Annotated in this window: 22 protein-coding genes, 6 tRNA genes and 1 rRNA gene; 24 read left to right on the forward strand and 5 right to left on the reverse strand. The window is 38.2% G+C overall.

Going from position 1 to position 26071, the window contains the following annotated elements; genetic code table 11:
* Positions 1-254: 254 nt before the first annotated feature.
* Complete coding sequence (locus tag ABC361_RS00985) at positions 255-3947, forward strand: YobI family P-loop NTPase (RefSeq protein ID WP_413072261.1); 3693 nt, start codon at positions 255-257, stop codon at positions 3945-3947.
* A 422-nt stretch (positions 3948-4369) separates the two neighbouring features.
* Positions 4370-5344 carry a hypothetical protein gene (locus ABC361_RS00990; RefSeq protein ID WP_413072262.1) on the forward strand — a complete coding sequence of 325 codons (975 nt, stop codon included), beginning with the start codon at positions 4370-4372 and terminating at the stop codon, positions 5342-5344.
* 435 nt (positions 5345-5779) lie between these two features.
* Here ABC361_RS00990 and ABC361_RS00995 read toward each other — a convergent pair whose 3' ends face one another.
* The gene (locus ABC361_RS00995) at positions 5780-6994 is read right to left on the reverse strand and encodes an MFS transporter (RefSeq protein WP_413072263.1); all 1215 of its coding nucleotides are present in this window, start codon (positions 6992-6994) and stop codon (positions 5780-5782) included.
* Between the two features lie 594 nt (positions 6995-7588).
* Here ABC361_RS00995 and ABC361_RS01000 point away from each other — a divergent pair.
* Together ABC361_RS01000 and ABC361_RS01005 are read left to right on the forward strand one after the other, a co-directional pair.
* Complete coding sequence (locus ABC361_RS01000; protein ID WP_413072264.1) at positions 7589-7957, forward strand: hypothetical protein; 369 nt, start codon at positions 7589-7591, stop codon at positions 7955-7957.
* Between the two features lie 18 nt (positions 7958-7975).
* A complete protein-coding gene (locus ABC361_RS01005) occupies positions 7976-8164 on the forward strand; it encodes a hypothetical protein (RefSeq protein WP_413072265.1) in 189 nt (62 codons plus the stop codon).
* A gap of 69 nt (positions 8165-8233) precedes the next feature.
* Here the strand turns inward: ABC361_RS01005 and ABC361_RS01010 are convergent, their stop codons facing one another.
* Positions 8234-8659 carry a MarR family winged helix-turn-helix transcriptional regulator gene (locus ABC361_RS01010; protein WP_413072266.1) on the reverse strand — a complete coding sequence of 142 codons (426 nt, stop codon included), beginning with the start codon at positions 8657-8659 and terminating at the stop codon, positions 8234-8236.
* A gap of 168 nt (positions 8660-8827) precedes the next feature.
* On the opposite strand from ABC361_RS01010, the gene ABC361_RS01015 reads away from it, so the two are divergent.
* The 5 genes from ABC361_RS01015 to ABC361_RS01035 all read left to right on the forward strand — a co-directional run bounded on the left by ABC361_RS01015 (position 8828) and on the right by ABC361_RS01035 (position 13190).
* Positions 8828-9871 (forward strand): NADH:flavin oxidoreductase/NADH oxidase, encoded by a 1044-nt coding sequence (locus ABC361_RS01015; RefSeq protein WP_413072267.1) that lies wholly within the window; start codon positions 8828-8830, stop codon positions 9869-9871.
* A gap of 229 nt (positions 9872-10100) precedes the next feature.
* Positions 10101-10418: a YxeA family protein gene (locus ABC361_RS01020; protein ID WP_413072268.1), complete on the forward strand. Its 318-nt coding sequence runs from the start codon at positions 10101-10103 to the stop codon at positions 10416-10418.
* 126 nt (positions 10419-10544) lie between these two features.
* On the forward strand, positions 10545-10955 hold the full coding sequence (locus ABC361_RS01025; protein ID WP_413072269.1) for a hypothetical protein: 411 nt from the start codon (positions 10545-10547) through the stop codon (positions 10953-10955).
* 4 nt (positions 10956-10959) lie between these two features.
* Entirely contained in the window at positions 10960-11430 is a 471-nt protein-coding gene (locus tag ABC361_RS01030; RefSeq protein WP_413072270.1) for a hypothetical protein, read from the forward strand.
* A 212-nt stretch (positions 11431-11642) separates the two neighbouring features.
* Positions 11643-13190 (forward strand): AbgT family transporter, encoded by a 1548-nt coding sequence (locus tag ABC361_RS01035; RefSeq protein WP_413072271.1) that lies wholly within the window; start codon positions 11643-11645, stop codon positions 13188-13190.
* A gap of 45 nt (positions 13191-13235) precedes the next feature.
* Here the strand turns inward: ABC361_RS01035 and ABC361_RS01040 are convergent, their stop codons facing one another.
* Positions 13236-13577, reverse strand: coding sequence for a hypothetical protein (locus ABC361_RS01040; protein WP_413072272.1), 342 nt, complete (start codon positions 13575-13577; stop codon positions 13236-13238).
* Between the two features lie 311 nt (positions 13578-13888).
* Here ABC361_RS01040 and ABC361_RS01045 point away from each other — a divergent pair, with 311 nt between their 5' ends.
* The gene (locus tag ABC361_RS01045; RefSeq protein WP_413072273.1) at positions 13889-14620 is read left to right on the forward strand and encodes a polysaccharide deacetylase family protein; all 732 of its coding nucleotides are present in this window, start codon (positions 13889-13891) and stop codon (positions 14618-14620) included.
* A gap of 120 nt (positions 14621-14740) precedes the next feature.
* Here ABC361_RS01045 and ABC361_RS01050 read toward each other — a convergent pair whose 3' ends face one another.
* Positions 14741-14896: a YjcZ family sporulation protein gene (locus ABC361_RS01050; RefSeq protein ID WP_099303376.1), complete on the reverse strand. Its 156-nt coding sequence runs from the start codon at positions 14894-14896 to the stop codon at positions 14741-14743.
* 204 nt (positions 14897-15100) lie between these two features.
* Here ABC361_RS01050 and ABC361_RS01055 point away from each other — a divergent pair.
* From ABC361_RS01055 to ABC361_RS01085, 7 genes are all read left to right on the forward strand, one after another.
* Positions 15101-15172 (forward strand) — tRNA-Glu (locus ABC361_RS01055).
* Positions 15173-15222: 50 nt separating this feature from the next.
* A 5S ribosomal RNA gene (rrf, locus tag ABC361_RS01060) occupies positions 15223-15338 on the forward strand.
* Positions 15339-15471: 133 nt separating this feature from the next.
* Positions 15472-15547, forward strand: a tRNA-Val gene (locus tag ABC361_RS01065).
* A gap of 14 nt (positions 15548-15561) precedes the next feature.
* Positions 15562-15646: transfer RNA gene (locus tag ABC361_RS01070), tRNA-Tyr, on the forward strand.
* Between the two features lie 9 nt (positions 15647-15655).
* Positions 15656-15730, forward strand: a tRNA-Gln gene (locus ABC361_RS01075).
* A gap of 2 nt (positions 15731-15732) precedes the next feature.
* Positions 15733-15805, forward strand: a tRNA-Lys gene (locus tag ABC361_RS01080).
* 34 nt (positions 15806-15839) lie between these two features.
* Positions 15840-15912 (forward strand) — tRNA-Ala (locus ABC361_RS01085).
* A 62-nt stretch (positions 15913-15974) separates the two neighbouring features.
* Here the strand turns inward: ABC361_RS01085 and ABC361_RS01090 are convergent.
* Positions 15975-16148, reverse strand: coding sequence for an aspartyl-phosphate phosphatase Spo0E family protein (locus tag ABC361_RS01090; RefSeq protein ID WP_099303374.1), 174 nt, complete (start codon positions 16146-16148; stop codon positions 15975-15977).
* A 152-nt stretch (positions 16149-16300) separates the two neighbouring features.
* On the opposite strand from ABC361_RS01090, the gene sigW reads away from it, so the two are divergent.
* The 7 genes from sigW (at position 16301) to ABC361_RS01125 (ending at position 25772) form a co-directional block, all read left to right on the forward strand.
* On the forward strand, positions 16301-16864 hold the full coding sequence (sigW, locus tag ABC361_RS01095) for an RNA polymerase sigma factor SigW (RefSeq protein ID WP_413072274.1): 564 nt from the start codon (positions 16301-16303) through the stop codon (positions 16862-16864).
* Positions 16865-16874: 10 nt separating this feature from the next.
* The gene (locus ABC361_RS01100) at positions 16875-17525 is read left to right on the forward strand and encodes a zf-HC2 domain-containing protein (RefSeq protein WP_413072275.1); all 651 of its coding nucleotides are present in this window, start codon (positions 16875-16877) and stop codon (positions 17523-17525) included.
* Between the two features lie 260 nt (positions 17526-17785).
* Positions 17786-18613 carry a diadenylate cyclase CdaA gene (gene cdaA / locus ABC361_RS01105; protein WP_099303370.1) on the forward strand — a complete coding sequence of 276 codons (828 nt, stop codon included), beginning with the start codon at positions 17786-17788 and terminating at the stop codon, positions 18611-18613.
* Entirely contained in the window at positions 18606-19832 is a 1227-nt protein-coding gene (locus ABC361_RS01110) for a CdaR family protein (RefSeq protein ID WP_413072276.1), read from the forward strand. The genes cdaA and ABC361_RS01110 overlap by 8 nt, the downstream gene beginning before the upstream one ends.
* A 36-nt stretch (positions 19833-19868) precedes the next feature.
* Entirely contained in the window at positions 19869-21209 is a 1341-nt protein-coding gene (glmM, locus tag ABC361_RS01115; protein ID WP_413072277.1) for a phosphoglucosamine mutase, read from the forward strand.
* A 405-nt stretch (positions 21210-21614) separates the two neighbouring features.
* On the forward strand, positions 21615-23417 hold the full coding sequence (glmS, locus tag ABC361_RS01120) for a glutamine--fructose-6-phosphate transaminase (isomerizing) (RefSeq protein ID WP_413072278.1): 1803 nt from the start codon (positions 21615-21617) through the stop codon (positions 23415-23417).
* 495 nt (positions 23418-23912) lie between these two features.
* Positions 23913-25772, forward strand: coding sequence for a S9 family peptidase (locus tag ABC361_RS01125; protein ID WP_413072279.1), 1860 nt, complete (start codon positions 23913-23915; stop codon positions 25770-25772).
* The last annotated feature ends 299 nt before the right edge of the window (positions 25773-26071 follow it).

Genomic DNA, 26071 nt, shown 5'->3' on the forward strand with positions numbered 1-26071 from the left:
AACGAAATTAACTAAACTTTATAAAGAGAGGTGGAAAATGGTGAAATAATGTAATGAGCTACTACTTGCTATTAGTAAAGAAGTTATTGAATTATACAAGAGAGAATGTTGAATTGACACCCTACTAATGTACATATACTATTAAATTATTGAGTTAATTTAAATTAAATTTAATATTTTTGATATTGAATTTATCAAAGACTTTTAAATATATTCTTGAAAATGTTCAATAAATTAAAAGAGGGCGTTAGATAATGATAGATTACATACTTTTTAAGTTAGAAAAATTAAAAATTTTTTTACAAAAATTAAAAGGAAATAATGAGAGTGGAGAGAAGTATGAATTTAACGATAAATATAATTTCCAAAAATTAACACCTGACAATGATGTTAATTTAGAAGTATATAATGATGCTATTAATTATATATTTAGTCAGAAAGATATACGTAATATTGCGATATCTGGTCCTTATGGAGCTGGAAAAAGTAGTGTTATTTCTACATATATAAAAAAGAATAGTAAATTAGAGTTTTTAAACATTTCATTGGCACATTTTAAACCAATAGAAAGCGAAGAACAAGACAAACCTGAATTGAATAGTGATCAGAATAAACGATTATATATAAATCATGATGCTACATTAGAAGGGAAGATATTAAATCAACTCATTCATCAGATACCATCAAAAAAGATTCCTCAAACTCTTTTTAAAGTGAAGAGGAAAATAAGAAATAAGACACTTATATTAAGTACAATTGTCATATTGCTTTTCATGTTATCAGTTTTGAGTATTTTTACTTTTGACTTATGGAACGAATACGTTGCCACACTTCCGGAATCTGGAATTAAAAATATAATTGAGCTATCAACAAATGATTATATTCCCATATTAAGTGGACTCTTAGCTGTAGCGACAATTTCTCTTGGTTTTTACAGTATTGTAAAGTTGCAAATGAATAGAAATGTTTTTAGAAAGTTAAACCTACAAGGTAACGAAATAGAAATATTTGGAGAAAGTAATGATTCTTTTTTTGATAAGTATCTAAATGAAGTTTTGTATCTATTTGATAATGTGGAAGCTGACGTAATTGTGTTTGAAGATATAGATCGATTTGAGGAAAATAGGATATTTGAGCGCTTACGTGAAATAAATACTTTAGTTAACATTAAAAAAAAGAATAATGATCAACAACCATTAAGGTTTTTCTATTTAATACGAGACGATTTATTTGTATCTAAGGATCGCACTAAGTTTTTTGATTATATAGTACCTATAGTTCCTATTGTGGATAGCTCTAATGCCTTGGATCAGTTTATAAAATATTTTAAAAAAGGTGGTATTTATAATCTTTTTAATGAAAGTTTTTTAAACGGTCTTTCTTTATATATCGATGATATGAGGATTTTGAAAAATATTTACAATGAATTTGTAGTTTACTATAGAAAGTTGAATATTACAGAATTAAATTGCGACAAAATGCTAGCTATTATAGTTTATAAAAATCTATTTCCTAGAGATTATACTCAACTACAATTAAATAAAGGAATGGTATACACACTTTTTGCTAAAAAAGAGAACTTTATCGAAGGAGAAATAAAAAGAATTGATACGTTAATAAATGAAAAAACAAAAGAAATAGAAGTTTCGGAACGTGAACATTTAAATAATATTAAAGAGTTAGATATAGTACTTGAATATAATCAAAAACAGAATTGGCATTATAGACAGGAAAAACAGAAAGAAATTAACGAACGTAAAATTGCGATTGAGAATAAAGTAAATCATAATCGACCTTACCTTGAAGAAGAAAAAGCAAAACTTGAAGAAGAAAAAGTCGTTATTCAGTTCAGGAAGCTAAGTGAAATTATAACAAGAGAGAATATAGATACCATCTTTAGCACTGTTTTTATAAACGAAATCGGTGATGAGACTGATTTTCATGAAGTTAAAAGTAGTGATTACTTTTCATTATTAAAATATCTACTTCGAAATGGTTATATAGACGAGTCCTACCCTGATTATTTGACTTATTTTCATGAGATTAGCCTCAGTAGGGAAGATAAAATGTTTTTGCGAAGTGTTACGGATAAAAAAGCTAAAGATTTTTCTTATCAGTTAAAGAATCCAAATAAAGTCGTGAACAAGTTACAATTAGTAGATTTTGATCAGAAAGAAGTTCTCAACTTCGACATAATGCAATACCTATTAAATTCTTTAAACGAAAGTGAGTATTTGGACAGACTTATCCAGCAAGTTAAAGATAAAAAAAATTATAGATTTATAGGGGAATATTTTGATACTGATAGAGAAAGAGCGCTTTTTGTGAAGACTATAAATCGACAATGGACAGATATGTTGTCTTATGCAATAGACAATAATGTGTTACATACTAAACAGTTGCGTTCTTTTATAATTTACACACTCTACAACTCAAATAAGGCTATTCTTGAAAAAATAAATAAAGATAATAAAATTACTTCTTTTATCTCAAATAATAATGATTTCTTGGACATGGAAGATATATTTACTGACAAAGTTATAGATTGTTTTATGATCTTAGATGTGTCTTTTGTAAGTATAGGCGCTGCTAACTCTAACCTTTTGAAACAAGTGTACGAAAAATCGCTATATGAGCTTAACTTCGGTAATTTATCTTATATGCTTAGTGAATTTTACAAACCAAGGGCTGAAAGTGAGATTGTTCACAGTAATTATACCTTAGTTATTCAGCAGAATGATTCTCCTTTGTCAAGTTATATTCATAAGAATATCAATTCTTACGTTCGCAATGTTCTTTCAAATTGCAATGGAGAAATAAGTGATTTAGAAGAAGCGGCAATACAATTGTTGAACAATGAAGAATTAAATAATGATTATAAAGAAAAGTATATTCACTATTTAACAAGAACGATCGTAAATATTTCAGATGTGAAAAACCAAAAACTCTGGGGTCTAATATTAAGCAATGGGTTAGCTGAGTATACTGCAGAAAACGTTATGAATTTTTATGTATATAGCAAATCATTAAGCTCTATACTAATGTCTTTTATAAATAATAGTAATGTTAACTTGGATTTTAATGAGGTTGTAAATGACTGGCCTTCTGAAATAATTGAGGAATTTTATTTTGCAGCAATAGCCGCTAATGATCTGGATAATAAGAAATATAAAGAGATACTGGTTTCACTAAAATTAGAAATTGTAGAATTTCAAATAAGTGCTATTTCAGATGAGAAAATAATAATTCTTATACATGAAGATATAATTCCTATGAATTTAGAGAATCTAAAGTTCATGCGTAAGGAATACCCAAATCAAGTCTTCCAATATATTAAGAAGCACATTGTCGCGTACGTCGATCTAATGACAGATGAAGATTTTATATTAGAAGAAATGATTGAAATTCTATCATGGGACGTTGAAGAAGATTTGAAAATCAATTTGCTTAACTACACAAACGGTCAAATCTCTATCATAAACAAGTGCTATTCAGATAACATTAAGGCACAATTAATAAAAAATCATCTTGAACCTAATGATCTACCACATTTGTATTCAAAGTATGAAGAGTTTAATAATGAAGTTCAGCAAATAGTTTTTAAGTTAGCCATGCGAGATGTAGATACTATCAGCTATGAGCCTGAAAAAATTTCAAAAAAACTAATTGATTCGCTAATAAGGTCAGAGAAGATAGACTTTGATGACCGTCTGAATTTGCTAATCTCTATATTACCTAAATTAAATGAAGAACATAGAAAATCCTATCTTATTTCACTAGACTTAGCAGAATTCAATAAAGTATTTGAAAAGCGTACAAGACCTAGGTTTAAGATCGATTATACAAGTAAGAAATTATTATCAATGTTTAGAGATATTAATTGGATCTCCCATTTTGAAGAGGATCAAAATAAACAAGGGTTCTATAAAATTACTAAAATGAAATAGGAGAACTGTAAAATACTTTGGGGCTGTATAAAGTTAGATAGAACAAAAATTGTTATAGATAATAGGGAATATTTTAATGGATAAGATCTTTTTCTTAGTAATTTTAAGAATTTAGTTAGGGTTTAGTGTTTAAATTTGTGGAAGGTTTAAGGAGATACTAGTAGTACCAAAGCTTTCGTGACTTTGGTACTCTTTTATATTGGGTAATAAAAATTGGCGTATTCACTTCTGATTTTTTCTATAAACTGAATGAAATCAGTTTATTAGTTAACGAAATTTTATATCAGTTTTCCCTTACATAAATTTTGTGAAATCTATTTGCTTAGATGCTAACTTTGAGTGATATTAATTATCATATATTAGGGAAGAATTATAAAACTAGTTTATTTTTGAGGTAAAGTAAAAAAAAGGGGGAGTTAAAGTTGAGATATAGATTTATCACTGTGTTACATAATATGAAATTAATGATGACAAAAAATAAAGGAACCGAGATTATGCCAAGGTGTAGAATCTCAAATGGTCGACAAGTATTAGATCAAACGTTTCAATCTAAACTAGTGACATCTACATTAGGGGTACACTCTATTGATGAGTTTGATAATTCTGTCTATGTTTACTTAGATGGGGAAATATCAGACTTGAATTGTTGGGATGAAATGGATGCATTAGGAGTGCACATTACCTTTCTACACTTGCGTCAAATCCAATCGTTTATTCACTGTTTATGGGAAGTGAAAGATAATAATGTTTATGTACGAGACGGCTTTTTGTTAGCTTATCGGCATGACTTTAAATATGAGGCTTCGTATAAAGCTTCGCTATCAGAAATTTTTAGTTTTTCTACAGCCGAAAAAGGTGAATCATTGTTCTCTAAAACTGAATTAGAACGAGCTATTGATGTTTATAACCCAACTTTTCTAGACAAGCTTATGAAAGAAGATTATGATGGGAAAAATCCTAACCCTGATCACTTATATAAAAACAAAGGTTCGGAACGCATGGTAAGAGCTTTGTATTTCACAGATCACGCAAAAAAGAGTGCGATTTTACCCTTGAAAATCATGTTTTATTGTAATGCTTTAGAGTGTTTATTTACAATTGGAAATTCTGAAGTAAATCATAAGATTGCAGAGCGAGTAGCTTTAATTTTAGGGACAAGCCCTGAGACTAGAAAAGATCTATATAACATTATAAAAAAAGCGTATGTATCCCGTTCAAATTTAACCCATGGTCAATATTTAAAAGGAAATGATGCAGATTTAAAGGGAATTTCAAACAAATTAGACACTATTCTAAGGGAATTATTAAGTGCAAATCATGAGGTTTTTTCTAAATCGGATAGAGATATGGAGGATTTCTTTTTAAACTTGTTATTCGTATCTGCTTCAAACTATTAGTTTTTAAGCTAACTTCTTCAATATTGATATAAAGTATTTAGAATACTTAAGTCAATCAATGGAATTTCATTAAAGATAAAGTATTGAAATTAAAATATGGAATTAGTGAAACGTTAATATGACGTTTTTAGTGATTAAGTTAATCTGCAAACCAAATTGCTAACAAACCAAATACAAATAGATGGAATTGATGTGTTTTAACAGGGAATAGAGGCAACATCAATCCTATACTCGTGGGCTTTACGGAAAAGTGGAGCCCAAGCAAAACCCCTGATACAGAAATGGTAATGTAATTAAAGTGGCGGTGCATAGTGTAGTTTCTGTTTAAAAAAGCCTCGCACTTTTTACTAGTATAAAGCCTAACTTCAGCAAATAATCTTTCGTATATTTATATCAAACAAGAGCTGCCCTTATAGGTAAGCTCTCGTTTTATACTTAGACTCTTTGGTAACTCTTCCCACGAAATAAAACAACGAGACCGATGAAAATTGCGACTAACGCAAAACTCAATAACACGTACTGGATGGACAATCCACCCTCAACGAGTGACGGAATGACTCCATATGCGATCGGGTCAAAGCCATTCATGGCCAGGTAAATGAGACTCATCACGCGTCCGATCAGTTTTGGATCGGTTGTTTCTTGTGCAGAAGTGAAGAAGGGAATCGTGATGATTGGCATAGCTAATCCGATAAAGAAGACGATCAGCGTCAACCAAAATAAGTCGGTAATTTGACTGAAAAAGAGTAGGATTGCTGCGGCTCCTAATAAGCCATAAATCGATGTTTTTCCTCTATTTTTAATTTGAACAAACCCTACGATCGCTGAACCGATGACCATACCAATACCTAAACTCACTTCTAAATAACTAAGGTTGATGGGCGTTCCTCCATAAAGGTCAACGACGAGGGGGATGGATACAATAATTGCCCCCATAATCAGGAAATTAAATGAGATTAAAACGACGATCCCAGTAATAAGGTAACGTGACTTTACTACATGCAATAGACCTTCTTTTAAATCGAGAAGCGGCGTATGCTTTACTTTTGCTTCGACGGGTGTTTCTTTAATGAATGGAGGAAATACAAGTACGGTTGAGATGGCTACTAATAGCGTCGCGACGAGGTAACTGGTCGCTACCGTTCCGAACTCCATGAAAATCCCGGCTAGTAATGGACCTAAAATAAATGCAAATTGGTCTGTGCCCTGAAACCATGCATTCGCTTTTTGCATTTGCTCCTGATCGACAATCTTAGGAATCATCGACGTTTTTACAGGTCCGAAAAATGCATCAATCATCCCAAAGAATAACGTGAGACCAAGCATGAGCAAAAATATCATATCATCGATTGCAACAAAGTAATAAATGATTGCTAAGATGAGCACCTGTGCTAGGTTTGCACTAAACATAATTGTCGTTTTCTTAAAGGTGTCGGCTAGTACGCCTCCAAAGACCATCATAATTAACCGAGGGACGGTTGCTGCAATTAATATCATTCCTAATTGACTCGCTGAACCAAGGTCTGTCACCACATACCAAGTGGTCGTTGTAATAAACATGCTATAGCTTGCGATGGTCGTTAATCCTGCAAATAATAACAAGACGAACGTGCGATTTTTTAATAACGATGTTGTGTTCTTTTGTTCCATATCTGTATTCTCCCTATCGTGATTTTTACGATTCTAAAACAACGAGAGAACATACAGAAATCATCCATTGTTCGTTTATCTACTATAAAAAAGACCATGCTTGAACACAGCACGGTCTTATCGTTCTCTTTTGAACAGTAAGGCGATGCACTCTGATGTTCTCTACTAATAAATACAAAGGCCTTAAAATTTTGCATAGGAAATAAACTTCGCCTAATGCTGAAATTTTGAAAGGGTCCTTTTCAATTAACGTTTATTAGTTTTGAACACTCAGTAACATGCACACACCTCGTTTCGTGAAATTCTTACGTAAATTTATCATAGGTGTTGTCGTTTTGCAATTTTATTAGATGAAGGCGACTCTAGCATTCTCACTTCATTTTTTATCTAAGGATCTTATCATTTATAAGTCTAATGTGAAGTGTATCAATCGTGTGAATGAATGTGCACTGTTACAAAGTAATGAATACATGTTTACAAAAGTGAATAAAGTGTGAATAAATCTATAAACGAGTAAAAGAAGCTATGAAGGATCAAAAGTTCCTGTTTCTCCCTTTTACATAGTGTTAAGGTGTTTTAGAAACATGATTCCACATGGAAGTTGTCTACGGTGATGATGTTGGAGCAAAAAAAGATGAGAATGGCGTTGTCTCTTTATTAAATACACAGACAAATGAAGAGGAAGTACTACCTGACACAACGATTGATCAAGATGGGACTGAAGTGAAGTTAAATTATGTCATTCAAGATGGAGCTGTTGAAGTAGAAGTAATAGACCCGAATGCAATTGAGCCGATGAGCGCATGGAAATGTGTTCTTGGTACAGCAGGCGGAACAGGCACCGGTGGTCTTGCAGGCGCAGGAGTTGGTAGTGCAGTGCCGGTTATTGGGACAGGTGCTGGCGCAATTATTGGCGGCGTATCAGGTGGTTTAACTGGAGCTGCGGCAAGCTGCTTTGATTAATGGAGGGAGGTGGCTTTAGTGGCCAACCCATTTCAATTCTCGAAAAAAATTGGATTTATTTACATTGCTGTCGCACTGGTAGCGTTTCTCTTTTTTCATTTTTATATTGAAGCGAACATTTTGTATACGTTACTTCTAGCTGTTCCATGTGGTTTAATTGGCATCCTAACCCTTGCTACCCATACGAACCATCGTGAGCAGCCTTAGCGATTGAAAGCCCGATTGAAGAGTAACTTCAGTCGGGCTTTTGTGGGTTCTATTAAGTAGGAGATGCGTTCAGTCGGTGCTTAATGAATAGATGTGAGTGATGTCGTCTTTGCTTAATGATGCGTTAAGGTTCGTTTCTAGGGTCGTAATCAATTCTTTCAAGAGCTTTTTGCCGGATTCGGTTAGTTTAATGGTGTATCCTCGCTTGTCTTGAGGGAGCGGTTTTTTTTCAAGGATCGTTACCCCTTTGTATTCTTTCAGTCTTGAAACCATTCTAGATAAAGCACTTGGACTTAATTGGGTTAAGGTTTGTAATTCTGATTGCTGCAACTCGTTTTCAGGTGATTCTCCTAGGTAATACAGAAAATAAAAGTCTGTTAATCCTACGTGATAGTGTTCCATTAATACGTGGTTTATGGCTTTCGTTATCCTAATATGAAATTTAGAATAATTAATCCAGGCATCAACAATTTGAAAGTCATCTTGATTTGTCATCGTTATACCTCTATTCTTCCGTTCTTTCTTAACAATCTATAGTGATGATTATATACAATTAAACATCGATTCAAAAGGAAATCCTTGCATAAAAAGAAGATGTGTTTATAATCTTATTTAACGGGAATGTATTTGCATGCGCAAACAAATAATAATTGGAGTGATTAGATGTCAGTCATACAAACCCCTTATTCAGTGAAGAATTTACATGTAAAAAATAGAATCGTTATGCCCCCGATGTGTCAATATTCGGTTGATGAGGAAAATGGCATTCCAAACAGTTGGCATTTTGTTCATTACGTATCAAGAGCGGTAGGTGGTGCAGGACTCATTATCATGGAAATGACGGGTGTGGAACCTGATGGGCGTATTACCAATCAAGATTTAGGTTTATGGGCAGATGAACAGATTCCGGCGTATAAAGAGATTATAAAGGAAGTCCATAAGTATGGTACGAAAATTGGCATACAGATTGCTCATGCCGGACGTAAGGCTGAGGATGCTATGCAACCTGTTGGTGCATCAAACATTCCTACTGATGTTATTCCTGAGGAAACGAAAAGTGGTGAGTTGACAAATCCACGAGCGTTAGAAACGGGTGAGGTAGAGCGAATTGTTAACAGTTTTAAAGATGCTGCAAAAAGAGCGGTAAAAGCGGGATTTGATACAATCGAATTGCATGGCGCTCATGGATATTTACTTCATCAATTTATGTCACCAAGTATAAATAATCGGACAGATATTTATGGTGATTTAGCGAAATTTGGGGTGGATGTCATTAGGGCGGTGAAATCTGTGATGCCAGAAGATATGCCGCTTATAATGAGGCTTTCTGCGGTTGAATACATTGATGGAGGTTATGATAGTCAGCACTCTTTAAAAATGGCAGAACAGTTTAAGGAAGCTGGTGTAGATATCTTTCATGTATCTACTGGGGGTGAAGGGGTACCAGGGAAGAAGAAGCCGTTAAATACACCTGCGTATCAAGTCCCTTTTGCTAGACAATTTAAAGAACGTTTAAACATGCCTATTATTGCAGTTGGTCGCCTAGAAAACTCTTATGTAGCAGAATCTGTCCTTTCAAATAATGATGCAGATTTGATTGGTGTTGCAAGAGGCATGTTAAATGACCCATACTGGGCGATGCATGCGATCAAGGAAATTCATAAGGTCGTGTCTCCTCCGAAACAATATGGGCGAGCGATTCGATAAAGATTCCCTTTGCAAGATTGGGAACGAGCATCCAAATGAAAGAATAAAAAGAGAATCAATCTGAAAAAGCACACCACCTTACATTTGGGTGGTGCGTTTTTCATGTCTTGCAGATGTCAATATTGTCATATCACCATCCTGTTTGTCACCTGAATCGCACGACCTAAGGTTTATCGTGCGCTACACTGAACGTAACCTATGTTTGTTAATTGAAGGAAGGAGATAATCGATGATGAAGAAAATCTTGATTTCGTGTTTTGTTGTCATTCTTGCTATCGCAAGTCTATATGTCTTATCGCGTGAGACGTTTGATCGCTTGAATCCATTGCTTTCTGAAGAGTATGTATATGTTGAAATCGTTGGAGAACCTTCTGATGATGATGGAAGGTATACGTATGAACTGGATGGGGTGAACGAGGATGACGAGACAAAACGCGTCTTATTTAGTGTGAGTACGAGGCTTGAACCCGGCACATTTGTAAGAGTATTAGCAAAAGGGAGATACACAAAAGAATATGAATTCATTGAGGAAGAAGACATGCCGTAGACAATCCTTCATTAGAGGATCAGTTTAATTTTTAGTAAAATGTCTTCCTTATAAGTGGCATTCCAACGTATAAATAGGGTAAAATTGGAAGATTTAATTTTCGGTTAATTCAGAGTAAAAGGAAGGGTGAGGTCCATTAAACATAAATGGAGAATTATCGTTATTGGCATCATGCTCATTGTTACACCTGTAGCGATGTATATGTTCAACTTGTTTCCTGGTGTTTATACCTATGAAGAAAGGGACGCAGATCTTTTGGTCACAAAAGGGGTGTTGAATCAAGAGTCGGTTTCGTTAAGTGAAAACGAGTACAGTGAGCAGGAGCTTACGTTTGTAATGAATTCAGCTGATGCCTTACAAATGAGAGGTTTTCTGTTTAGTTCCATCATAGCGATGAACATTGGTTTTGTCATTGTAAACTGGAACAAGTCAAAGCTGCGATTTGTTTTTATAGGAGTGGTCTTGTTGTTACTTCTTATTTTCTCTTTCTCCTATATGGATCAGTTGCAATTAATAAAGAATTTTTTAATGGAGTGATGGTTTGCAGAAGGCATTTATGTGGTCCGTAGTCGGAATTGCAATGAGTTTAGTCATGACAGGGTGTGGTACTGACGAATTAGCGGAATCGCCGCCTGAACTAATTGTGGTGTTACGTGATTCGGATGAAGCGGTCGAGCAAGAAGCAGGTGTTGTCTGTTGGCAGGATTGTACGGATAATCATGTTGGTTTTCACATTGATCACATTGAGGATGCTGTATGGAATGATTTAGGGGTAAATCACATTGCTGCGGAAGAAGTGACGATACATGTGGAAGAGGGGAATGCTCCAGATGATTTTCTTTTTTTTGCTAATGTTCGGGGAGAGGAAGCTACAACAGGCTACAATCGTCATCTATCTTCAAACATAGTGGAAATAGGGGAAGGGTCGTCTAACTATATGATCGGAGCGCAGTGGCATAATCCTAACGATGAGTTAGTTGGATTTGTTTATGCCGTTTTTAAAACAAAATGACTGGAAGCCTTCTCGTTGTGACGAGAGGCTTTTTATTCTGTAAATCGTGCAACAAAGTGACTATGCTAATAGTCTTAATTTTACTTTTTAGTGGTAATTCATTGACAATGGTAACGTGTACAAGCATCATGAATCATGTAGGTTTTTAACGCAAATTGTCATATAAAGGGAAAGGTGTTTCTATTCTAACTATATTGAGGAGATAAAGTAAGATGGAAGAGAATCAAAGTGTGAAGAAGCGGCGAGGGCTGTTTCAAAAGTTCTTAGATTTTGTTGAGAAGAGCGGGAATCGTCTTCCGCACCCAATTACGTTATTTGCGATTTTGGCGCTTGTTGTTATGATTGCATCTGCAGTTGCGTCAGCTTTTAATGTAAGCGTCCAAGATCCTGTTGATGGAGAAACTGTTGAAGTTTTCAACCTGATGTCTGGTGAGGGAATTACATACATATTTACAAGTATGGTTGATAATTTCATTAATTTCGCCCCTCTAGGCGTTGTGCTTGCGACGATGATTGGTATTGGGGTTTGTGAGCGAAGTGGTCTAATTAGTGCGGCATTGAGAGGCTTTGTTTTATCAATTCCAAGTCGTTTAGTTACGATGGGACTTGTTTTTGCTGCCATTATGTCTAGTGTGGCGTCTGATGCGGGTTATGTGGTCCTTCCTCCGCTCGGTGCTGTGATTTATGCGGCAATGGGGCGTCATCCGATTGCTGGACTTGCAACGGCTTTTGCTGGGGTATCTGGCGGTTTTAGTGCAAACTTATTACTATCTGCAACTGATCCAATGCTCGGGGAATTAACGATGGCCGCTGCGGCTACGATAGACCCTGCATATGCGGAACAAATGAACATTGCGATGAACTGGTGGTTCATCATTGCTTCTACATTCCTATTAACAATTGTTGGGACTTGGGTTTCTGAGAAAATTGTTGAGCCTCGTCTAGGTGAGTATAAAGGAGACTATCGTGGGAGCCTTGATCGTTTAAAACCTGTTGAGAAAAAAGGATTACAATTTTCGGGTATTTCAATCTTAATTACGGCTGGTTTAATGAGTTTATTAATTGTTCCTGAGTGGGGACCAATGCGTGGCGATGATCCATCTATGCCAATTGTAAACTCGCCATTCATGGATTCACTCGTTGTTGTGATGTTAATTCTTTTCTTAATTCCTGGTCTTGTTTATGGAATTACAACAAAAGAGATTCGTAGCGATAAAGATGTGGCAAAGCAGATGACAGACACCATGGCGTCGATGGGGATGTTCATTGTGTTAGCCTTTACGGCTGGTCAATTTGTGTCGTTCTTCGGCCAATCAAACTTAGATCTAGTTCTAGGTATTAATGGCGGAGAATTGCTGACTTCACTTAATATTGATGGCATTCCAGTTATTATCGGGTTTATTTTAATTACAGCCACTTTAAATCTCTTTATTGGAAGTGCATCTGCGAAGTGGGCGATGATGGCACCAGTGTTTGTTCCGATTATGATGCAGACAGGGTATTCTCCTGAGCTTGCACAAGCGGTTTACCGCGTGTCGGATTCGGCGACAAATATTATTACACCATTAATGACGTACTTTGCAATGATTATTGCATTTGCGCAAAAATACGATAAAAAGATGGGAATAGGAACGTTAATTTCGACAATGGTCCCTTTCTCGATCTTCTTCTTACTTTCATGGATCGTTATGCTCTTAGTCTGGATTTTCTTAGGCGTGGAGTTAGGACCGAATGCACCGATTTTTTACGATCCTTCTTAGAAAAATGGACACCTTCTCTTTAGTTGAGGAGGTGTCTTTGTTGGGTTACAAGGTAAATTGTAGAAGCTCTTCTACATCAGCAACGAGCAAGATGAGACCATCAATCTCTTCTATTGCTATGCCGTGTTCTTCCAAGCGATCTTGAATGGGTCTTATATTAATCGTAAACGTGTTTGGCGAAGATCCAATCATTAGCTCGTTCATCGTAACGGTGACATTCAATTGGTCAGGGTCAAAATCTTCTCGTGCTTGCTTGTGAAAGGGAGCTTGCGCCGTTAGCGTAAGTGTTTGTTTGTCTGTGTCGATGTCGACCTCTTTTAATGAAACCACAATCCAAATAGGAACTTCGACGCCGTCGTGGTAATCGTAATACACGGTAAATGACATAAGCCAACCCTCCTCCTGTTTTCTCTATAGTTTACAATGATTTTCTTGTTTTGGCTAAAGAGCAAAGGGGAAAAGGGTGGCGAGGTGAAGAAATGGGTGAATTGGTAATCATCAAATATTGTGGCTTCTGTGATGCGCCACTTCGTAAAGATGGGCGATGTAAAAGTTGTGGACGAGACCGTGGAAAATAAGGAACATACATAGTTAGGATCGAGCGACGTCAAAAGGCGATCGCTCTTTTTTGTGAAATGGACATAAAAAAGTGCATTCTAACAAAAGCTAAAAGATATCACGTAAAAGGAGCCTATGTAATGATGAAAAATCGAATCATGTTGATCCTCAGTTTGTTGGTGGCTTGTTCGTTTTTAACGAATGAAGCGCTAGCTCAAACGGTCCCGCTTCCGCAATTGCAAGGAGAGTTTCCGAATAATGTATTTGTGAATGGGGATCGTTCAAGTAACCAGATTGCTTTAACGTTTGATGATGGGCCAGATGCGCGCTTTACAGGACAAGTGTTGGATAAGCTTGAAGAATACAATGTGCCGGCAACATTTTTTGTGTTAGGTATGCGAGTGAATGATGATCCTGAATTGCTTAGTCGAGTGCAGGCAGGTGGACATGAGATTGCCAACCATACATATTCGCATCCAAACTTAACGGATTTAAGTGTGGCAGAGCTTGAGCAAGAAGTGAATCAAACAAATGAAGCGATTAAAAGTGTAACCGGATCAACGACGAGCTTGTTCCGTCCGCCATATGGCTTTATTACGAGAGAGCAAACAGAGCGTCTTGTTGCATTAGACTACTCTATTATCGGATGGGATGTAGACACACTAGACTGGTCTGGTATTCCGGCTGCGGAAGTGGCGGAGACAGTTTTAACGAATACGCAATCAGGCAGTATTATATTAATGCATGATGGTGGTGACGTGGATACTGAAAACCCAGAAATTTATTCTGCTGATGCATTGGATGAGATTATTCCAGCTTTACAAGAACAAGGGTATACGTTTGTCACGGTATCAGAGTTAATAGGAAAATAAAAATTTTTACATGGCTATCATTTATGTAGAGACAGTTTATAGAAAGACTAAAAACAACCGACTCTAAATCGAGTCGGTTGTTTAACAAACGTTTCAACGTCTGCATGTGGGGTGCACGAGTTAGTTTACGTAAGCCGCTCCAATGATAATTAAAAGAATAAATAAGACAACGATTAGCGCGAATCCGCCACCGTAACTGCCGCCACCGCCACAAGCACCGCCTACTGGTCCGTAGCCGTAACCTTCATAGCCGTAACCTCCGCCGTAGTAACCCATGTGTGTACACCACCTTTGCATTAGGAATAATATACCCTATGCGAAAATCCAGTTTTGGCGACAAATCTGGGCAAATGAATTTAAAAGAAGTGAATAGAAGCCGAGAAATGTGTTTATACTAGGCAAGGAAATTCATTTAAAAAAATATATAAAAACTATTGCGCAGACGAAATCAATTTGTTATTATATAACTTGTCAGTAAGCGGCCCGTTGGTCAAGCGGTTAAGACACCGCCCTTTCACGGCGGTAACACGGGTTCGAATCCCGTACGGGTCATTGTAATATTATTTGTTTACAATATGCTTCTGTCGGGTACATAATATTAGTCCGGTGGTAATAGCAAAGAGGTCACACCCGTTCCCATGCCGAACACGGTCGTTAAGCTCTTTTGCGCCGATGGTAGTTGGGGGCTTCCCCCTGTGAGAGTAGGACATTGCCGGGCATACATAATTAGCAAAGAGAAGTAAGAAGTTCGAGGACAAAAAGTGCTTGAAGAAGGGAGTGTACATCGGTACATGACCGACTGAAAGACATGGATTGGTCAAAGAAATTCGTCGCTTATCTGAAGCTAAATTGGAGGATTAGCTCAGCTGGGAGAGCACCTGCCTTACAAGCAGGGGGTCGGCGGTTCGATCCCGTCATCCTCCACCATACTTTCCAAATGTGGAGGGGTAGCGAAGTGGCTAAACGCGGCGGACTGTAAATCCGCTCCCTCCGGGTTCGGCGGTTCGAATCCGTCCCCCTCCACCATTTTATGATTGGGCTATAGCCAAGCGGTAAGGCAACGGATTTTGATTCCGTCATTCCCTGGTTCGATCCCAGGTAGCCCAGCCATCGAGCCATTAGCTCAGTTGGTAGAGCATCTGACTTTTAATCAGAGGGTCGAAGGTTCGAATCCTTCATGGCTCATACGAAAACGACTTGTATAAGTCGTTTTTTGTTAGGGGCCTTAGCTCAGCTGGGAGAGCGCCTGCTTTGCACGCAGGAGGTCAGCGGTTCGATCCCGCTAGGCTCCATATGAAAAGAAGAAAGCGACCACCTGGGTGGTCGCTTTCTTTTTATGAAAAGATCATTTGATTTATGCTTGAGTATTGGAAAGGTTTTCGTATTGATTGAGCAGGCTATCTAGCTTTCGACTCAATCTCAACATATGCGGTGAGTTTAAAGAATACACTGTTGCTGAGTCGTTTAGTTCCATTCGTACGTCTTCAATTGAACGTGATAATGGACAAACAAGATGCGCATTCGACATAGCCATACCTCCCTTTCTTTATTAAGGAACAATTCGGTGTAAAAAGAGAAAAATCCTTCCATAATTAAGAAAAAAGTTAATTTTTCTGTTATTATAAAAAACGAAACTTAATTCTAGTGTATTCCGTAAGTTACATGTAGGTAGGGGATGTCATGGATTCGTTAACAAAACGCTTAATATTGGAAATTAAACAGGGTGATGACCAAGCATTTTCAGAGTTAGTTGATTTGTACAAAGACAAAGTTTATCAAGTCGCCTATCGGATGGTTGGTCATCCTCAAGAGGCGCAAGATGTGGCGCAAGAGGCGTTTCTCAGGGTGTATACAAATCTAGATAAATACGATGTGAATCGGAAATTCTCTACGTGGGTTTTTCGAATTGCTACAAATGTGGCAATTGATCGTTTAAGGAAGCGGAAGCCAGATGTTCATTTGCAGGACAATGTTAAAGGAACGGAAGCGATCACGTATGAGTCTCAGCTTGCTGCAACAGATGATTTACCAGAGGACCAAGTGGTTCAGTTAGAATTACAGGATTGGATTCAATCGGAAATTAATCATTTACCGCCTAAATATCGTACTGCTATTATTCTAAAGTACTTAGAAGATTTATCTTTAAAAGAAATTAGTGAAGTTATGGACTTGCCAGTTGCAACAGTGAAAACTCGAATTCATCGCGGTCGTGAAGCGTTACGCAAACGTATGCGACATGTTTAAATAAGGAGGAGTGGCACACATTATGAACTGTCATTCTTACAATGAACTGATACACATTTATTTAGATGGGGATGCAACACATGAGCAAAAGGAACGCTTATATGCTCATTTAGAAACGTGTTCCCATTGTCAAACACATGTAAACGAACTGAAGAAGTCTATTGCTTTTATTCAAAGTTCGTCTCATATAGAAGCGCCTGCCAATTTTACAGCAGGTATTATGGCGAATCTGCCGAAAAAGAAGAAGAATGGAACGAAAGTGAAACGGTTCTTAAAGAAGCATCCGATTTTAGTTGCTGCCGCAGTGTTTTTTCTAATGATGTCCACGGCAGTCTTTTCGACTTGGAACCAAAACGACGGAATTGCTGTATCGGGTAATGGACCATTTGTCATTAATAAGGAAACCGGTGTTGTGACTGTGCCAGAGGGTGCGGTAATTGAAGGTGATCTGATGGTGCGGAATGGGGAGTTAGAGCTTGAGGGAGAAGTTCGCGGGGATATTCTCTTATTAAATAGTTCTTTTAATAAGGAGTCTCTCTATGCATCACCTAACCAAGTAACCGGAGAGATTGAGGAAGTTGATCAGTTTTTATCATGGATTTGGTATAACACGAAAGGCTTTTTCACCGATGTGTTTGGATTCCTTAATCGAGACAGCTGATGATTAAGAAATGTAAGCTATAATCGGGCTTGAGCTTGTCATCGCGAAATCATTGGTTTTATCAAATTGTTTTTCGTACGAGATAACGAATATAAATAAGAACAAACGTAAAAGAACATGGGGTTTCTGTGTAAAACGGGAACTCCTTTAACTTTATATGAAGATAATGGTATAATGATAACGTTTGACACGGATTTGTATAGCAATGGTAAGTTGTGTCAAAAGTATAAAGAAGAGTTTGTTTATGTGGAGGGGCGGATATGCTTTCTGCTAATCTTGATCAGTTTCCGTGGCTAGTATATATCGGGCAAATTGTCGATATTTTACTTGTTACATATGTTGTTTATAAATTAATTATGATTATACGCGGCACCCGAGCGGTTCAGCTTGTTAAAGGGATTGTTGCGATCTTTATTGTCTGGTTTATTAGTAATTTTCTTGGCTTAAGTACGTTAGAGTTTATAACAAGACAGACGGCTACGTTTGGCTTATTGGCGATTATTATTATTTTCCAACCGGAATTAAGGAGAGGCCTTGAACAACTTGGTCGGAGTCGACTCTTTAATAGTCGTTCTGCGCAAAAAGACGATGCGTTAAAGCCGACGATCGATGCGTTAGTAAAAGCATCGGTTTATATGGGAAAACGAAGAATCGGCGCATTGATTTCAATTGAGCGTGAAACAGGTTTAAATGATTATGCGGAATCTGGAATTCCGCTAAATGCGAATATTTCTTCAGAGTTACTAATAAATTTGTTTGTTCCAAATACTCCTTTGCATGACGGTGCGATTGTGTTGAAAAACGATAAAATTCTTGCGGCAGGTTGTTATTTACCGTTATCTGAAGATAGTTCGATTTCAAAAGAGCTTGGAACTCGGCACCGAGCGGCCCTTGGTGTCAGTGAGGTCACTGATGCGGTCACCATTATTGTGTCTGAAGAAACAGGGGCGATTTCGATTTCAAAAAGAGGAACGCTCTATCGAGATTTAACAAAGGAACAGCTGCAAGATTTGTTGGAACAAAACTTATTAAAGCCTTCAACAACTACCGAAACACGCTGGCAGTGGGGAGGTAAAAAAGATGGATAGAATGTTAAATAGCATTTGGTTTGTAAGAATTTTGGCGTTTTTTATTGCATTAATGCTTTTCTTTATGGTGAATCAAAGCAACATTGGCTCTCCTTCTTTGTTACCAGACACGCCTAGTGCCCCATTTGTGATTGAAGATGAGTCTGTTGAAGTGATTTATGATGAAGAGCGGTTTGAACTTGTTGAAGAACCGGGAGCAGTAGATGTTGAACTTCGAGGTTCACAAGTCTCTATCTCCTTGTTTCAAATTACAAGCAATCGCTCAACAGAAGTGTTTGTAGATGCGTCAGACATAGAAGATGAGGGCAGGCATCAGCTAGCCGTTAGCCATCGGAATTTCCCTAGTGATCTGTCGGTTTCAATTGAACCGCAGGTGGTATCTGTGACGTTAAGAGAACGCCAAACGGCTTCTTTTTCTGTGGATGTACAGCTCGAAAATGAAGATGATGTTGCTGAAGATAACTCGTTAGGATCTCCTATTGTCAGTCCGCTCAATGTGAACGTTACAGCAAATCGAGAGACCATCGAAGCAATTGAAGATGTGTATGTCTATGTAGATTTAACAGGTGCAGATGAAACGATAGAAGATGAGTTTCCTGTCCATTTTTATAATGAAGAAGGGCATCAACTGGATGTTCAGTCGGATCCACAGTTTGTAAACGTTACGGTTCCACTAACGAGTCCAAATAAACTCGTGCCCGTTAAGTTAATACGAGAAGATGAATTGCCTGATGGATTAAGTTTTGAGGATGTAACGATTTATCCGAATGAAGTAACCGTATATGGCTCAGCGGACGATATTGAAACCGTTGACTTTGTTGAGAGTGAACCGATTGATTTAACAAGTATTGAGGAAAGTGGAGAACTCACTATCCCCCTTGAAGTTCCGGATGAAGTAGAGCGAATTGATCCAGAGCAAGTGACTGTTGATTTTACGCTCGCTGAGGAAGAGGAACTTGTTTTTCAATCGATTCCAATTGAGATTACAGGCGCGGATGCTGCGGTGAATTTTCATAGCGAGGCTCCAGAAACAGTTGATGTAACGGCATTTGGCTCGCAGTCAAGATTGGATGATTTACTTGATGAGGATATTCAAGTAAGCGTCGATGCATCGGGTGCACATGCTGGAGACCAGGAATTTCCATTAAACGTCACTGGTCCTTCCTATATTCGGTTTGAACTTGATGAAATTGAAACGGTATTGCGCTTTAGCGAATAGTGTGTAAGAGTGAGTTGTAGAAGAAGGAGCGATTGCATGGGTAAATATTTTGGAACGGACGGCGTAAGAGGTGTAGCAAACACGGAGTTAACTCCTGAGCTTGCCTTTAAACTTGGTCGTGCTGGTGGATATGTTCTAACAAAAGAAGCGAGTCAACCAAAAGTCTTAATTGGTCGAGATACACGGATTTCTGGAGAAATGCTTGAAGCGGCATTGGTTTCGGGGCTTATTTCAATAGGTGTTGAGGTTATGCGAATAGGTGTGATTTCGACACCTGGCGTGGCGTTTCTTACAAAGCAATTAAGTGCTACTGCAGGTGTGATGATTTCGGCATCTCATAATCCAGTAGAAGACAATGGAATTAAATTCTTTGGTTCAGACGGTTTTAAGCTTCGGGATGCACAAGAAGCAGAAATTGAATCGTTAATTGATGGCGAAGATACGATGCCACGACCAATTGGTAGTGCGCTCGGTCAAATCAATGATTATTTTGAAGGCGCACAAAAATACATGCAATTTCTGAAGCAAACGGTAGAGGGCGATTTTGAAGGGATTCATGTTGCGATAGACTGTGCCAATGGATCGGCTTCATCCCTTGCAACACATGTCCTTGCTGATTTAGAAGCGGATATTTCTTCTATGGGGGCGTCACCAGATGGTACAAATATTAATAACTGCTGTGGCTCCACTCATCCAGAAGGGTTAGCGAAGCTAGTGGTTGAAAAAGAAGCAGACATCGGTCTTGCTTTTGATGGTGATGCGGATCGATTAATCGCGGTAGACGAAAAAGGAAATATCGTGGATGGCGACCAGATTATGTATATTGTTGCGAAGTATTTCAGTGAGCAAGGGAAATTAAACAACAATACGGTAGTGGCAACGGTCATGAGTAATCTCGGCTTCCATAAAGGATTAGAAGCAAAAGGCATACAGACGAAACAGACGGCTGTTGGCGATCGTTATGTAATGGAAGAAATGCGTAACGGGAACTACAACTTAGGCGGCGAACAATCCGGCCACATCATTTTCCTTGAACATAACACAACTGGTGACGGGCTCTTATCGGGTGTGCAGCTCATTCAAATCATGAAACAATCTGGTAAGCCGTTGTCAGAGCTTGCTGGTGAGATGGAAACTTTTCCACAGTGTTTAATTAATGTTCGAGTGACGGATCGTGATGCGGTTAAAGAGAATGATAAAGTAAAAGCTGTCATTGCGGAAGTTGAAGAAGAGATGGCTGGAGAAGGTCGCGTACTTGTACGTCCTTCAGGCACAGAGCCACTTGTTCGAGTTATGGTAGAAGCGAAAACAGATGAGCTTTGTGAAACATACGTGAATCGAATTGTTGATGTTGTAAAAGTTGAGCTCGGTGCATGATACAACCCATCCTCCCAATCGTGGAGGATGGTTTTTTACTGATGTTTAACACGATTCTAGCGAGGATCGACACAAAATAAAAAGAACCGCATAAATTAAAATGTGAAGAACCATTGAACTTAATTGACGTGTGTTCTTCATTCCTATAATATGGAACTTGTACGAGAAACAGATGCGTACAAACAAGCGCCAGGACTGACGAGAGATCAGTTGACGAGGAAGAGGGCTAATCGACAATCGGCGGGTTCCCTCCGGCTGCGTGTGACAGTCGCAAGCTTTTGTAAAAAACATTAAGGTGACTTAATGCACAAAAACAAAAGCCGCACACAAACAACAAACAAAACAAAGAGTGGGGGTAAGTCTGCCCCTACGGAGTCTTACTCCCACATCGGGAGGAAACGGATTATGTGTGGAATTGTTGGTTACATCGGAAATGAAGATGCAAAAGAGATCTTACTGAACGGACTAGAAAAGCTAGAGTATCGTGGCTATGACTCTGCTGGGATTGCAGTTCGTACAGAAGACGGCACGCATGTTTTTAAGGAAAAAGGACGAATTGCGACATTGCGTGACGCAGTTGACATGGATGTTGAAACGACTGTAGGGATTGGACACACTCGTTGGGCGACCCATGGTGTTCCGAGTCAGTTAAACGCGCATCCACATCAAAGCTCTACAGAGCGCTTTACCCTTGTTCATAACGGGGTTATTGAAAACTATCAACAAATTAAGCGTGAATATCTTCAAGATGTACAGCTTCATAGTGACACGGATACGGAAGTGATTGTTCAATTTATTGAGCAGCTTTCAAAAGAAGGCTTAACAACAGAAGATGCAGTAAGCAAAGCACTCTCTATGATGAAGGGTTCTTATGCGATTGCGCTTCTCGATAAAGAAGAGCCAGAAACGATTTTTGTAGGAAAAAATAAAAGTCCGCTTCTTATTGGCGTTGGAGACGGCGTAAACGTAATTGCGTCTGATGCCATGGCCATGCTTAACGTAACGGATCAGTTTGTTGAGATTATGGATGAAGAGCTTGTACTTGTGAAACGCGACGGCATTGAGATTAAAACGCTTAATGGAGAAGTACAAAATCGTCAACCTTACACAGCAGAGCTTGATGCGAGTGACATTGAAAAAGGCACATACGATCATTTTATGTTAAAAGAAATTGATGAGCAGCCGATTGTTATTCGTAACATCATTCAAAAATATCAACACGAAGATGGTTCAACGCGTTTAGATGCAGATATTCGTGCAGCAATGCAAGAATCCGATCGCATATATGTGATTGCAGCAGGAACGAGTTACCATGCTGGTTTAGTTGGGAAGCAGCTGCTTGAGCAAGTGGCAAATAAACCTACAGAAGTGCATATTGCAAGTGAATTTTTATACAATATGCCATTATTATCAAAAAATCCACTCTTTGTCTTTATTTCACAAAGCGGTGAAACAGCAGATTCTCGTGGTGTGCTTGTCGATGTGAAGAAGAAAGGTCACCGTACGTTAACGATTACAAACGTACCTGGTTCCACGCTTTCTCGTGAATCTGATTTCACACTTCATACGTTTGCAGGTCCAGAGATTGCGGTTGCATCAACGAAAGCATACACAGCTCAAATGGCGGTACTAACGTTACTTGCAGTTGATACTGCTTATTCATCAGGAATTGAGCTTGATTTTGATCCAATTCAAGAGTTAGGCATTGCAGCAAATGCGATGGAAGCTCTATGTAACCAAAAAGACGAGTTTGAAAAGATTGCAAAGGATTATCTCTCTGTTACAAGAAATGCATTCTTTATCGGCCGTGCGTCTGATTACTATGTGGCATTAGAAGGTGCGCTGAAGCTTAAAGAAATCTCCTATATCCAAGCGGAAGGATTCGCAGGTGGAGAGCTTAAGCACGGCACGATTGCGCTTATTGAAGAAGGTACGCCTGTTATTGCACTAGCAACGAATGAGCACGTAAACTTAAGTATCCGCGGAAACGTGCAAGAAGTTGTGAGCCGTGGTGCTGCAGCAGTCATCATTTCAATGGAAGGCCTTGATCAAGAGGGCGACGCGGTTGTGCTGCCACGTGTCCATGAAATCATCGCGCCACTTGTTTCCGTTATTCCAACACAGCTAATTGCTTATTATGCTGCGCTTCACAGAGGTTGTGACGTGGATAAGCCAAGAAACTTAGCGAAAAGTGTTACGGTAGAATAATATCAATTAAGATTACCCCTTTAGATATGATGATCTAAAGGGGTTTTTGATGATGTGTAGAAAGTTATCTTTAAGTCTATAGCCGTAATCATGGCTTTACCAGTCATTATAAAAGGAACTACTAATTGAATGAGTCAATTTCATCATTCCTTTTTAAAGAGAATTTAACGAACGATCGTTGATGATATAATAGTAACAGTTCTTGATTATCTCCTTAGATATTGGCGACGACTCCCGCGGGAACAGCACGTGTTTGAAGTCATTGGAGCGAGATTTTACGCGAAAATGGCTGAGACCGTGCCCGAGACTAAGAAGACACCATGAGCGCAAGTGATCGCGCAGCGCAAACGGATGTCGCGCTTGTGCCTGTGGTAAAAGCGTTTGCCAAATAAGGTGGATGTTCGTTTTTATGGCACAATATAGGGGTTATGAAATTGATCAGAATTTATACTATTCTAAATTTATGTAACGATAATCGATTAGGAGCCTGTTGCAATGGATAACAAAACTTACTTAAGCATAGAAGAAGTAGTATCATTACCAGCTTTATCGGAACTAACTCTCAGTGAAGATGGGACCAAAATAGCCTTTGTCAAAAAGACAGCGAATTGGGAAGAGGACAGCTATCAAACGCAGATTTGGACTTATGGGTATGGGATGAACAAGACCGTCATGTTAATGGATGATTCTACAAACTGTTTATCGCCTAAATGGTCACCGGACTCTACACAGCTCGCTTATCTCAAACCTGATGGCCTGAATCGAACGTACAGACTCTTTATAAAGTCTTTTGAAGGTCAAAGCGTTATGAACTTGACCGATCAGACTGGCGGCATCCAATCTTTTAAGTGGGCTCCAGATGGGAAAGGAGTTTATTATGTCGCTTCACTAAAAGAAGAGAAGCGGTATGTTGTAGATGAATATGCCTGTCTTTTTTATGTTGATCTGGAAAGCCATACTGTTAAGCAACTTACTTATAAAGAAGATTTCCACCTTAAACAGTTTACGGTTTCCGAAGATGGGCAAGTGATTGCTTTTGTAGCAACACCAACACCGAACAACGATGATGATAGACATGGTGACATCTATGTATGGAATTGGGAGAGTAGAAAACGTAAGAAGTTAAATGTGAATAGACTGTTGGGAGGGGATATTTGTTTTTCACCTGAAGGAAAAAAGATCTGTTATACCGCAAGCAAACGAGAGAAATCTTATTATCGGAACCATATACAGGATCAATCCATTGAAATACTCGATTTAGAAACGGGAGACACCAATCAACCAGTAACCAACATTGATAGTAGCGTCACACCGATACGTTGGACTGAAAAAGGGATATTTCTAAAATGGCAACACAAAACGAATGTTAGGATAGGGCTATTAACGGACGATGGAGTTCTTGAAACATGGAGTAAAGATGGCTGTATAATGGGTGTGTCGACGACGAAAGACGGGCAGGCTTTATCTTATTTAAAAGCTGAAAACGGTGCAATCGCTGATGTCTACTTAAACAACGAGCGAATTACTACGGAAAACAATATCTTTGGCGAACGCTTAAGAAGTAAAAGAGAAGTAATCTCGTGGAAAAGTTGTGATGGGTTGGAAATAGAAGGTGTCCTCTCAACCCCAGTGAATATACAGCCAAACAGCGCTTATCCCCTTGTAATAGTCGTGCATGGTGGACCTGCTTGGGCATCTTTTCCGATCTTCTCCGATTGCTTCAATGGGAAATATCCAATTGAATTATTTATAGAAAAGGGCTTTATTGTGTTGGAGCCTAATTACAGAGGTAGTTCTGGTTACGGTGATGATTTCTTAAAAGCAAATTATCAAACATTGGGATTGGCTTACTATGATGATGTGCTTTCAGGTGTTGATGACCTTATTGATAGAGGTTTAGTAAACTCTGAACGCGTGGGGGTTATGGGTTGGAGTAATGGAGGTTACATTGCTGCTTTCTGTGCAACTTTTGGAAATCGATTTAAAGCTGTGTCCGTTGGAGGCGGTATAACCAATTGGCGTACACATTATGCGTTAACAGACATCCCGCATGTCATTCGTACATATTTTGGTAATCCCCCTTCTAATAACGACGAGGTTTATAAGGTTACATCGCCAATCACGTATATCCCATCAGCCTGTACACCAACTCTAATTCAACATGGTGAAGTAGATGTAAGAGTTCCTAGTGCGAATGCTTATGAGCTGTACCGAGGCTTAAAAGATAAAGGGATCGATACAGAGATGTATCTCTTTAAAGGGATGGCTTATGAAGCTAACGAACCAGGTTTGGCTGCTATGATTATGGAACAAAATTTACGTTGGTTTTCTCAGTACCTTTTAGATGATAGATAGAGGTTATATAAAAAGCATAGACACTTCTATGAGTAACTATGTTTCTAGGTGTCCTAGTGAGGTAACGATTAAGCACTTGCTAACGAGAACGTCGGGATAGAACTGGCCTAGAAACTTGAGAAGGAATTGTTAGCTGATAACGTCAGAAAAGCGTAAAGCAATCTCCGGAAATTGGTCGAGCTTTATCAAATTGAGAAATTCTTGCATAAATATTAGTGGAAAAGTATTAAATTAAAAATAAGAAAGTCGCTCTCTTCGTAATTACTTTATAACTATAGTAAACTCGTTCTAAGGAGTTT

It is taken from the genome of Shouchella phoenicis, assembly GCF_047238345.1.
Taxonomy (GTDB): Bacteria; Bacillota; Bacilli; order Bacillales; family Bacillaceae_D; genus Shouchella.